General features: G+C 74.0%; 10 protein-coding genes, 1 rRNA gene and 1 pseudogene. 2 read left to right on the top strand and 10 right to left on the bottom strand.

Annotated elements, in window-relative coordinates; genetic code table 11:
- Window positions 1-174: 174 nt before the first annotated feature.
- The 3 genes from ACGFS9_RS30960 to ACGFS9_RS30970 are packed head-to-tail and all read right to left on the bottom strand — an operon-like array spanning window position 175 to window position 2,211.
- A complete protein-coding gene (locus ACGFS9_RS30960; RefSeq protein ID WP_393257862.1) occupies window positions 175-1,080 on the bottom strand; it encodes an NAD kinase in 906 nt (301 codons plus the stop codon).
- Window positions 1,077-1,892, bottom strand: coding sequence for a TlyA family RNA methyltransferase (locus ACGFS9_RS30965; protein ID WP_393257865.1), 816 nt, complete (start codon window positions 1,890-1,892; stop codon window positions 1,077-1,079). Before ACGFS9_RS30965 ends, ACGFS9_RS30960 begins: the two co-directional genes overlap by 4 nt.
- A 7-nt stretch (window positions 1,893-1,899) precedes the next feature.
- On the bottom strand, window positions 1,900-2,211 hold the full coding sequence (locus ACGFS9_RS30970) for a hypothetical protein (RefSeq protein WP_393257867.1): 312 nt from the start codon (window positions 2,209-2,211) through the stop codon (window positions 1,900-1,902).
- Between the two features lie 42 nt (window positions 2,212-2,253).
- Here ACGFS9_RS30970 and ACGFS9_RS30975 point away from each other — a divergent pair, with 42 nt between their 5' ends.
- A complete protein-coding gene (locus ACGFS9_RS30975) occupies window positions 2,254-2,601 on the top strand; it encodes an SCP2 sterol-binding domain-containing protein (protein ID WP_393257869.1) in 348 nt (115 codons plus the stop codon).
- Here the strand turns inward: ACGFS9_RS30975 and ACGFS9_RS30980 are convergent.
- The 4 genes from ACGFS9_RS30980 to ACGFS9_RS30995 all read right to left on the bottom strand — a co-directional run bounded on the left by ACGFS9_RS30980 (window position 2,585) and on the right by ACGFS9_RS30995 (window position 6,775).
- Window positions 2,585-3,472, bottom strand: coding sequence for an ABC transporter ATP-binding protein (locus ACGFS9_RS30980; protein ID WP_393257871.1), 888 nt, complete (start codon window positions 3,470-3,472; stop codon window positions 2,585-2,587). The two genes, ACGFS9_RS30975 and ACGFS9_RS30980, sit on opposite strands and share 17 nt — an antisense overlap.
- Window positions 3,469-4,554, bottom strand: a complete 1,086-nt coding sequence (locus tag ACGFS9_RS30985) for a FecCD family ABC transporter permease (RefSeq protein WP_393257873.1) — start codon at window positions 4,552-4,554, stop codon at window positions 3,469-3,471. Before ACGFS9_RS30985 ends, ACGFS9_RS30980 begins: the two co-directional genes overlap by 4 nt.
- Window positions 4,551-5,594 carry a FecCD family ABC transporter permease gene (locus ACGFS9_RS30990; protein WP_393257875.1) on the bottom strand — a complete coding sequence of 348 codons (1,044 nt, stop codon included), beginning with the start codon at window positions 5,592-5,594 and terminating at the stop codon, window positions 4,551-4,553. Before ACGFS9_RS30990 ends, ACGFS9_RS30985 begins: the two co-directional genes overlap by 4 nt.
- Before the next feature lie 152 nt (window positions 5,595-5,746).
- On the bottom strand, window positions 5,747-6,775 hold the full coding sequence (locus ACGFS9_RS30995) for an HAD hydrolase-like protein (RefSeq protein WP_393257877.1): 1,029 nt from the start codon (window positions 6,773-6,775) through the stop codon (window positions 5,747-5,749).
- A gap of 72 nt (window positions 6,776-6,847) precedes the next feature.
- Between ACGFS9_RS30995 and ACGFS9_RS31000 the strand changes: the two genes are divergently transcribed.
- Window positions 6,848-8,140, top strand: coding sequence for a DUF1015 domain-containing protein (locus ACGFS9_RS31000; protein WP_393257880.1), 1,293 nt, complete (start codon window positions 6,848-6,850; stop codon window positions 8,138-8,140).
- 142 nt (window positions 8,141-8,282) lie between these two features.
- On the opposite strand, the gene ACGFS9_RS31005 is transcribed toward ACGFS9_RS31000, so the two are convergent.
- The 3 genes and pseudogenes from ACGFS9_RS31005 to rrf all read right to left on the bottom strand — a co-directional run bounded on the left by ACGFS9_RS31005 (window position 8,283) and on the right by rrf (window position 10,646).
- The gene (locus ACGFS9_RS31005) at window positions 8,283-9,065 is read right to left on the bottom strand and encodes a hypothetical protein (RefSeq protein WP_393257891.1); all 783 of its coding nucleotides are present in this window, start codon (window positions 9,063-9,065) and stop codon (window positions 8,283-8,285) included.
- A 219-nt stretch (window positions 9,066-9,284) separates the two neighbouring features.
- Window positions 9,285-10,403: pseudogene (locus ACGFS9_RS31010) on the bottom strand (hypothetical protein); the annotation flags it as partial.
- 126 nt (window positions 10,404-10,529) lie between these two features.
- Window positions 10,530-10,646, bottom strand: a 5S ribosomal RNA gene (gene rrf / locus ACGFS9_RS31015).
- Window positions 10,647-10,853 lie beyond the last annotated feature (207 nt).

Below are 10,853 nucleotides of genomic sequence, written 5' to 3' on the forward strand. Positions count from 1 at the left end.
ACGGGCCCCGCCCCGCCGGCACGAAAGCGCAGGTGGCGGGGGCGGGCCAAGCCGCCGCTGTCACCCGCGTGAGTGGGCTTCGCGCCGGGGGCGGTCCGCGCCGGACGGCCGGGCGTGCCGCCGGGAGCGCCGGGAGCCCTCCTCCGCCTCCGGCGGGACCGGTGACGGGAGCCCTCAGTGCGGAGCCCCCCGCCAGCCGGCCACCGGCAGGGCGAACTTGGCGACGAGCCGGTCGGTGAAGGAGGCGTGGTGCAGCCGCGCCAGGCGTACCGGCACGGCACCGCGCCGCACCTCCACGCGCGCGCCGGGCGGCAGTTCCACGGTGCGCCGCCCGTCGCACCACAGCACCCCCGGCGGGACGTGCGGCAGCATTTCCACGGCGAGCACCGAGTCCGGCGAGGTCACCAGCGGCTTGGCGAACAGGGCGTGCGCGCTGATCGGCACCATGAGCAGCGCCTCCACCTCGGGCCAGACGACCGGCCCGCCCGCGGAGAACGCGTACGCCGTCGAGCCGGTCGGGGTCGCGCAGACGATCCCGTCGCAGCCGAACCCGGTGACGGGCCGCCCGTCGATCTCCAGCACGACCTCGAGGAGCTTCTCGGCGGACACCTTCTGCACGGCGGCCTCGTTCAGCGCCCAGTCGGTGTGCACGATGTCGCCGTTGCGGTGCACGACCACGTCGACGGTCATGCGCTCCTCGACCTCGTAGGAGCGGGTGACCACCCGGTCGACCACCTTGTCCAGGTCGTCGCGCTCCGCCTCGGCGAGGAAGCCGACGCGTCCCAGGTTGACCCCGAGCATCGGGACACCGGAGGCGCGGGCGAACTCGGCGCCGCGCAGCAGCGTGCCGTCTCCGCCGAGGACGATGAGCAGCTCGCAGCCGTCGAGGCACTGCGGGGTGGCCTCCTTGACGAGTTCCACCCGGTCCGGGAGCGGCAGGTCGGCGGCCTCGGCCTCCAGGACCCGCACACCGATCCCGGAGCGCAGCAGCCCCTCGACGACCAGTTCGGCGCTGCGGATGGCCGCGGGCCGCCCGGTGTGGGCGAGCAGGAAAACAGTACGAGCTCGGGTCTGTGTCAACGCGGCCCCTCCGCCACTGCACGGTCAACGTCGGCCGGGTCGAGTTCGGGTGCCCCGGCCCGCAGCCACAGAAAGTACTCGACGTTGCCCGAGGGTCCGGGCAGCGGACTCGCGGTCACCCCCCGCACGCCGAGTCCCAGCTCCGCGGCCCGGGCGGCCACCGCCCGCACCGCCTCGGCGCGCAGCTCGGGGCTGCGTACGACACCGCCGCTGCCCAGCCGCTCCTTCCCCACCTCGAACTGCGGCTTGACCATCATCACCAGGTCGGCATCCGGCGCCGCGCACCGCACGAGGGCGGGCAGCACCAGTCCGAGCGGGATGAAGGACAGATCCCCGACAACCAGGTCCACGGGCTCTCCATCGATCGCCTCCAACGTCAACTCGCGTACGTTCGTACGGTCCTTGACGGTGACGCGTTCATCGTTGCGCAGCGACCAGGCGAGTTGTCCGTAGCCGACGTCGACGGCGAGGACGTGCGCGACACCCGCGCGCAGCAGGACGTCGGTGAAGCCTCCCGTGGAGGCGCCGGCGTCGAGCGCCCTGCGGCCCTCGACCTCGAGCCCCTGCGGTACGAAGGCGGCGAGGGCCCCGGCGAGCTTGTGCCCGCCGCGGGAGACGTAGTCGGGGTCGCCGTCGTCCCGGGTGACGACGATCGCCGCCGCGGTCTCCACCTGGGTGGCGGGCTTGGTCGCGAGGGTCTTGCCCACGCTGACCCGGCCCGCGGCGATCAGCTGCCCCGCGTGCTCGCGCGAGCGGGCGAGCTTGCGGCGGACCAGTTCGGCGTCGAGGCGTCGGCGCGCCACTCCTGCCACGTTCGGTTCAGCTCCTCGGGTACGTCGTCGGGGGCGCCGGAGGTCCCGGGCGGGCGTCGAGCGCGGTGAGCGCGTCGCGCAGCCCCCGGTGTACATCCTCGTACACCTCGACGTGCCCGTCCGTCGCGAGGTGGTCGGCGTCGGCGAGCCGGGCGAGCCGGGCGTCGACGTCGGCGTCGCCCGAGGGCACGCGCGGGACGTCCAGGGGGGCGGGGGCGGCGGGGTCGTACGCCGGTTCCGGCCGCGGCGGCGCCGGGGCGGCGGGCTCCGGGGCCGCGGGGTCGCGCGGGAGGCCGCCCTCGGGGACTGAGTCGCTCATGCCCCGACGCTACCGCGAAGCGCTGCGGTACCGTCGATCACGATGGCGACGACTGAGGAGTGCCGGGCCGCACTCGACAAGCTTTCCGACACCATGGCGAGCGCGGAAGGGGACGTGCGCACCGCCGCGGCCCTGGACCGGTCGCTGAGCTGCCGTGTCACCGACCTGGACGTCACGTTCACGGGCCGCCTGCGGGACGGCCGGATCGAGGTGCTGGACACGCTCCAGGGGCCGCCCCCGGACCGGGCGCAGATCCGTCTGGCCATGACCGGCGACGACCTGGTGGCGCTGGTGGACGGCCGGCTGAACTTCGCGAAGGCGTGGGGGTCGGGCCGGGTGAGACTGGAGGCGGGTCTGCGGGACCTGTTCCGGCTCAGGTCCCTTCTGTAGCCGCCGGGACCGCCGCGGCCGGCCGGGAGCGGCGGGCCGCGGGCACCACGAGCGGCGTTCCCGTCTCCGGGTCGTCGATGACCTGGCAGCGCAGTCCGAAGACCTCCTCGACCAGTTCGGCGGTGACGATGTCGTTCGGCGCGCCCTCGGCGACGACCCGGCCCCCGCGCAGGGCTATCAGGTGGGTGGCGTAACGGGCCGCGTGGTTGAGGTCGTGCAGGACGGCGACCAGGGTGCGGCCCTGGCTCTCGTGCAGTTCGGCGCACAGGTCGAGGACGTCGATCTGGTGCTGGATGTCGAGGTAGGTCGTCGGCTCGTCGAGGAGCAGCAGCGGGGTCTGCTGCGCGAGGGCCATGGCGATCCAGACGCGCTGGCGCTGGCCGCCGGAGAGTTCGTCGACGTAGCGGTCGGCGAGTTCGGCGACGCCGGTCGCGGCCATCGACTCCCCGACCACCCGCTCGTCCTCGGCCGACCACTGGCGCAGCAGCCCCTGGTGGGGGTGGCGGCCCCGGCCGACGAGGTCGCCGACCGTGATGCCGTCGGGGGCGATCGACGACTGCGGCAGCAGGCCGAGGGTGCGGGCCACCTTCTTCGCGGGCAACGACTGGATCGTCCGCCCGTCCAGCAGCACCCGCCCCCGGGAGGGCTTCAGCATGCGCGACAGGGCCCGCAGCAGGGTGGACTTGCCGCAGGCGTTCGGGCCGACGATCACCGTGAAGGAGTGGTCGGGGATCTCCACCGACAGGTCCTCCGCGATGACGCGCTGGTCGTAGCCGAGGGTGACGCGGTCGGCGGACAGCCGGTTCACAGTGCTCCTTGGGGTGGTCTCTTCCGCGGTCGCGGGGGCGGCTTCCGCCGGGCGGCGGCTCATATCCGGCCCGCCCTGCGCTCGGTGACCAGGAGCCAGAGCAGGTAGGCGCCGCCGAGGACGCCGGTCACCACGCCGACGGGCAGCCGGTCGGCGCCGAAGGCACGCTGGGAGGCCCAGTCCGCGACGACGAGCAGGGTCGCGCCCATGCACATCGACGCCACCAGGTTCGGGCCGGGCGCCCGCGTGAGCCGGCGGGCGAGCTGCGGCGCGGTGAGCGCCACGAAGCCGACCGGGCCGGCGGCGGCCGTGGCCCCGGCGGTGAGCAGCACGGCGGCCGCCATCAGCAGCAGCCGGGTGCGCTCGACGCTCACCCCGAGGGCGTACGACACGTCGTCGCCCATCTCCGTCATGCGCAGCCCGCGGGCGTTGGCGAGGACGAGGGGGACGAGGACACCGCAGAGGACGAGCAGGGGCAGGACCTGCTCCCAGCCCCGTCCGTCGAGCGAGCCGGTCATCCAGACGACGGCCCGGGCCGCGTCGACGATGTCGGCCTTGGTGAGCAGGTAGCCGTTGAGCGCCGTGACGACCGCGGAGACACCGATGCCGACCAGCACGAGCCGGTAGCCGTGCACACCGCGCCTCCACGCGAGCAGGTAGATGGCCAGTCCCGTCACGAGGCCGCCGCCGAGGGCACCGAGGGCGACCTCGGTCGCGCTGCCGGAGAACAGGACGATCACGACGAGCGCGCCGGCCGTCGAGCCCTGCCCGAGGCCGAGCACGTCGGGACTGCCCAGCGGGTTGCGGGAGATGGACTGGAACAGGGCGCCGCCGAGCCCGAGCGAGGCGCCCACCAGCAGTCCGACCAGGACCCGCGGGAGCCGCAGCTCCTCGACGACGAACCGCTGGCTCACGCTGCCCCCGCCGAACAGGGTCCTGATCACGTCGGCGGCGGGGATGGGGAAGTCCCCGGTGCCGATCAGCGCGACACCGGCCGCCGCGGCGGCGGCCAGCAGGGACAGGACCACGACGGCGGTACGGACGTCGAGGCGTACGGAGAGCCCGCCCGCGGTGCGCAGGGACCGGACGCGCCGGGGTGCCGGAGCGCGGGGCGGGCGGACGGTGCGGATGGGTGGGGTCCTCACAGCTGGGCCGTCCTCCGTCGCCGTACGAGAAAGATGAAGACGGGTCCGCCGAGGACCGCGGTGACGATGCCGACCTGGAGTTCCGCCGGTCGGGCGATCATCCGGCCGATGACGTCGGCACCGAGCAGCAGCACGGGCGACAGGACGGTGGCGTACGGCAGGATCCAGCGCAGGTCGGGCCCGGTGAAGGACCGGACGGCGTGCGGGACCATGAGCCCGACGAAGACGATCGGCCCGCAGGCCGCGGTCGCGGCGCCGCACAGCACGGTCGCCGCCGCCATGGACAGCGCCCGGGTGCGGTTCAGGTCGGCGCCGAGTGCGCGGGCGGTGTCGTCGCCCAGGGCCATGGCGTTCAGCGGGCGGGCCAGCCCCAGCGCCAGCAGGGTGCCGACGGCGAGGAAGGGAGCGACCTGGCGGATGGTGGAGTCGGTCGCCGAGGCCAGTGATCCGACGGTCCAGAAGCGCATCGTGCCGAGCGCCGCGTCGTCCGAGATCATCACGGCCTGGAGGTAGCCGTAGAGCGCGGCGCTGATCGCGGTGCCGGCGAGCGCCAGCCGCACCGGGGTCGCGCCCCGGCTGCCGCCCAGGAACCAGACGAGCGCGCCGACCGCCGCCGCGCCGGCGAAGGCGAACCAGACATAGCCGCTCAGCGAGGTGACGCCGAAGAAGGTGATCGCGGTGACGACCGCGGCGGACGCCCCGGCGTTGATGCCGAGCAGCCCGGGGTCGGCCAGCGGATTGCGGGTGAGCGCCTGGAGGACGGCACCGGACAGGCCGAGGGCGGCGCCGGCCAGCAGTCCGAGGACCGTCCGGGAGACCCGGTCGCGGACCACCACGTCGGCAAAGGTCCCCGAGTCGTGGAACAGGCCGTGCCACACCTGGTCCAGGGGCAGTGCCTTCGCGCCGATCGCGATGCTCGCGAGCGCCACGAGGGCGAGGACGCCCACGGACAGCAGGAGTCCGAGGGTCCGCGCCGCCCGGCGGATCGGGGGCGCGGGGGCGGCTTCCGCGCGCGGTTCTGGAGGGCTCTCGACCAACACGTAGTTAGGTTAGCCTACCCTCGCATCGATGCTCGGCGCCCCTCCGTCCCGCCACCGAAGCACCGTGTACGGCAGCCCTGTTGGCCACCACCGCCGCGCACCCACGCGCCCCGCCCGGGGCGGTCGCCGTGCGGGGCCCGGCCCGGGCGCTCCTAGAGGCCCAGTCGCGCCAGTGCCTTGCCCCCGTCCAGCTCGCAGCCGGACTCCCCCGCGGCCGTCCAGGCGGCGGCGCACAGGGCCCGCAGGGCGTCGACCGGCTCGCCGTCGCCGGACAGCTCCAGTTCCTCGCCGCCCGCCGCGGCCGTCCAGCCGCCGCAGCGGAATCCCCTCCCCGCCCGCTCGACCTCCGGCTGCCCGGTGAGCATCCCGCGCAGGTCCGTGTCCACGTAGGTCGGGCGGTGCCGCGGCGGCGCGGCGAGCAGTTGCGCCCCGTCCGTCACACCGGTCAGGACGAGCAGCGAGTCCACCCCGCCGTTGAACGCGCCCTCGATGTCCGTGTCCAGCCGGTCGCCGACCACCAATGGCCGCCGCGCGCCGGTCCGCAGGACCGTCTCGCGGTGCATCGGAGGCAGCGGCTTGCCCGCGACCTGCGGCTCGGCACCGGTGGCGATCCGGACGACCTCCACCGCGGCGCCGTTGCCCGGCGCGATGCCGCGCCCGCTCGGGATCGTCAGGTCGGTGTTCGACGCGAACCAGGGCACCCCGCGCGCGACGGCGTAACTCGCCTCGGCGAACCGCGACCAGGGCAGGTCGGGGCCGCCGTAGCCCTGCGCGACGGCCGCCGGGTCGTCGTCCGCCGAGTCGACGGGCTCCAGCCCTCGTTCGCGGAGCGCCACCCGCAGGCCCTCACCGCCGATCACCAGCACCCGCGCACCCGCGGGCACCTGCTCACCGATCAGTCGGGCCACCGCCTGCGCCGAGGTGATCACGTCCGAGGCCGCCGTCGGTATGCCCAGCTCCGTGAGGTGCCCGGCCACCGTGTCCGGCGTCCGCAGCGCGTTGTTCGTGACGTACGCGAGGTGCATGCCGCCGTCGCGCGCCGCCGCGAGGGACTCGACGGCGTGCGCGATGGCGTTCCCCCCGGCGTACACCACTCCGTCCAGGTCCAGCAGCGCCGTGTCGTACGCCTCGCTCAGGGCCTGACCGCTTGCCTCGGGCCGCGTCCTGACGGTCCGGCTCATTGCACATCGCTCCTCGTTCGATCCCTTTGCCCCGATCATCGCGCATCCGGCGCACACACTTACGATGCCCCAATGAACTATCCGGGTCCCGAGGAGGAAACACCGCAGCGGGACGGCCTCGACCTCGTCCCGTTCCGCGGGCTGCGCTACGACCCCGACCGGGTCGGCAGCCTGGCCGCCGTGACATCCCCGCCGTACGACGTGATCGTCCGGCCGGACGGCCTGCTCGAACTCGAATCGGCGGACCCGCACAACATCGTGCGGTTGATCCTTCCGCAGGACCACTCGCCCGCCGCCCGTAACCGGCAGGCCGCCGACACCCTCCGCCGCTGGCGGGCCGAGGGCGTGCTGACGACCGACGCCGAGCCCGGTCTGTACGTGTACGAGCAGCGCGACGGCGGCCTGCTGCAACGCGGAGTGATCGGCACCTTGCGGCTCTCCGAGCCCTCCGACGGGGTCGTCCTCCCGCACGAGGACGTGATGCCGCACATCGTGGCGGACCGCGCGGATCTCATGCGCGCCACGTCGGCCAACCTCGAACCCCTGCTGCTCACCTACCGGGGCGACGGCGCGGGAAGCGGCGCGGCAGCCGTCGTGGAGCGGACCGCGCGGCGGCCCCCGCTGCTGGCCACGACCACCGAGGACGGCGTGGGCCACCGCCTGTGGGAGGTGACCGACCCGGCGGAACTGGCGGAGATCCGCACGGACCTCGCCCGTCACCAGGCGCTGATCGCGGACGGCCACCATCGCTGGGCCACCTATCTGCGGCTCCGTGCGGAGCACCCTTCGCCGAGCCCCTGGGACTACGGCCTCGTCCTCCTCGTGGACACCTCGCGCTACCCGCTCCGGGTACGGGCCATCCACCGTCTGCTGCACCGCCTGCCGGTCGCCGACGCGGTGGCGGCCCTCGGCGACGCCTTCCGGGTCCGCCGCCTCGACGTGCCGCTCGATCGCGCCCTGGAGTCGCTGGCGGAGGCCGCCTCCGGCGGAAACGCCTTCCTCCTCGCCGGCGACGGCTCGTTCCACCTGGTCGACCGGCCGTCGGCGGACCTGCTGGCCGCGACGGTCCCGGCCGGCCGGCCGGAGGCCTGGCGGACCCTCGACGCGACGGTCCTGCACGCGACGCTCCTGGACCATGTGTGGGGCATCCCGGAGGACTCCCCGGAGCACGTGGCGTACATCCACGACACGACGGCCACGGTGGAGAAGGCCGAACGCGACGGCGGAACGGCCGTCCTGATGCACCCGGTGCGCGAGGAGGTCGTCCGCGACCTCGCCCGTCAGGGCGTCACGATGCCCCGCAAGTCCACGTCCTTCGGCCCCAAGCCGGCGTCCGGCCTGGTCCTGCGGGCGGTCAGCCCCTGACGGCACGCCGGCCGGGCCGCGGGAGCGGTCCGGTTCCGGCACCGCCCGGAACGCCGCGTGGGCGGCGGGCTCCTCACGGAGTCCCGCCGCCCACGCGTTCCGCTCGCCGGACCGGGGGCCGGTCGCCGGCGCGGCGCCGTCCCTACTTGTTCCCGTCCCGCTCGTCGAGGTCGTCGACGTCGTCCGTGGCCACGTCAGCGGCCACCTCGCCGTCACCGTCGCGGGTTCCGGTGCCGTCCGCGTCCGCGGCCACCGTCCGGCCCCGCTCGTCGCCGTTCGTGTCCTCGTCCTCGTCGAACGCGTCGACGAACTCGACGCCGTCCATCTCGGCGAGCCGGTCGGAGGCGTCGGTGCTGCCGTCCTTGTCCGACTCGAGGGCCTTGGCGAACCACTCGCGGGCCTCGTCCTCGCGGCCGGCGGCCAGGAGCGCGTCGGCGTACGCGTAGCGCAGGCGCGCTGTCCAGGGCTGGACGGAGTTCGACGCCAGCTCCGGGCTCTGGAGCGTGACGATCGCCGCGTCGAGCTGGTCCAGGTCCCGCCGGGCACCGGCCGCGACGAGCCGCATCTCGACCTGTCCCGCCTTGTCCAGCTTCTGGACCTCGGGCGCCCCGGCCATGTCCAGCGCCTTCTCCGGCCGGCCGAGACCGCGTTCGCAGTCCGCCATGACGGGCCACAGTTCGACACCGCCGGTCATCCGGCGTGCGGCACGGAACTCCGCGAGCGCCTCGCTGAACTTCTGGTTGGCGTACGCGGCGAAGCCGGCGGCCTCGCGGACGGCCGCGACCCGCGACGCGAGCCGGAGCGCGATCCGCGAGTACGCGTAGGCGCCCTCGGGGTCCTCGTCGATGAGCCGGGCCACCATCACCAGGTTGCGCGAGACGTCCTCGGCCAGGCCCTTGGGCAGGCTCTGGAGTTCCTGCCGCACGTCCTTGTCGATCTCGTCGCCCGTGACGTCGTCCGGGATCGGCAACCGCTTGATCGGCTCGCGGTCACGGTCCCGCTCGTCGCGGTACCGCCCGCCGCCGGCCCGGTCGTCACGGCCCCGGAAACCTCCGGGGCGTCCGCCCCGGTCGTCCCGGCGCGGTCCGCCGCGGCCCCGGTCGTCCCGTCCGCGGAAGCCACCGCCGCGCTGGTCGCCGCCGCGGTCGTCGCGGCGGAAACCACCACGGTCGTCGCGCCGCTCCTCGCGGCGGAAGTCACCGCCGCCACCGCGGTTGTCGTCACGACGGAAACCACCACGGTCACCGCCCCGCTCCTCACGCCGGAAGCCGCCACGGTCTCCGCCGCGGTCGTCCCGGCGGTCATCACGGCCGAAGCTCCCGCGGTTGTCGTCGCGGCGGAAACCGCCGCGATCGTCGCGCCGCTCCTCACGGCGGAAGTCACCGCCGCCACCGCGGTTGTCGTCACGACGGAAACCACCACGGTCACCGCCCCGCTCCTCACGCCGGAAACCGCCGCGGTCGTCGTCACGGCGCGGGGTGCCGGGCCGGTCCTCGCGGCGGGGGCCGCCGGTCGGACGGTCGTCGCGGCGGAACGGCGGGCGGTCTCCGTCACGCCGGAAACCACGGTCGTCACCACGGCGCTCGCCGCCGCGGTCGTCGCGGCGGAAGCCACCGCGATCGCCACCACGATCGTCGCGCCGGCCGAAACCACCGCGGTCGGAGCCCCGGTCGTCCCGGCGGAAGCCACCGCGGTCGTCCCTGCGGTCGTCGCGACCGAAGCCGCCCCGGTTGTCGTCCCGGCGGAAACCGCCGCGGTCACCGCCGCGGTTGTCGTCACGGCGGAAGCCACCACGGTCACCGCCACGGTCGTCGCGGCGATACCCACCGCGGTCGTCGTCCCTGCGCGGACCGCTCTGCCGGTCGTCGCGGTTGTACGCGGGACGGTCACCGTCCCGGCGGAAGCCACGGTCCCGGTCGTCACGGCGCGGGGTGCCGGGCCGGTCCTCGCGGCGGGGGCCGCCGGTCGGACGGTCGTCGCGGCGGAACGGCGGGCGACCGCCACCGCGGTTGTCGTCGCGACGGAAACCACCACGGTCACCGCCGCCCCCGCGGTTGTCGTCCCGGCGGAAGCCACGGTCCCGGTCGTCGCGGCGGAAGCCACCGCGGTCGCTGCCGCGGTCGTCACGCCGGCCGGAGCCGCCACGGTCGTTGTCGCGCCGGTCGTTGTCGCGGCGCGGGCCTCCGCGGTAGCCACCGCGGTCACCACTGTCACGACGGCGCTCGTCGCGCTCCGGTCGCTCGTCGGGAGAGTTGGTGGACATGGGTGACTCCTGTCTTCGGTACCGCAAGTCATTCTCGCGCAGCCGGGTACCCGGCGCGCTTCGGAAAAACAAAAAGGACCCTTGGTCCCCAGCGAGTCGCTGGGGACCAAGGGTCCTCCAAAGATTGTTCGGCGGCGTCCTACTCTCCCACAGGGTCCCCCCTGCAGTACCATCGGCGCTGTAAGGCTTAGCTTCCGGGTTCGAAATGTAACCGGGCGTTTCCCTCACGCTATGACCACCGAAACCCTGTCAGACACCTCTCAAAAGAGGTCTCGAACGGGCAGCGAACAAGCACACTTTTCAATTGATGAAGTGGAACTGTTCAGCCAGCACAACCGTTCGTTGTCTGGGAACTACACAGTGGACGCGAGCAACTGAGGACAAGCCCTCGGCCTATTAGTACCAGTCACCTCCACCCGTTACCGGGCTTCCAGATCTGGCCTATCAACC

It is taken from the genome of Streptomyces sp. NPDC048566, assembly GCF_043199735.1.
Classification (GTDB): domain Bacteria; phylum Actinomycetota; class Actinomycetes; order Streptomycetales; family Streptomycetaceae; genus Streptomyces.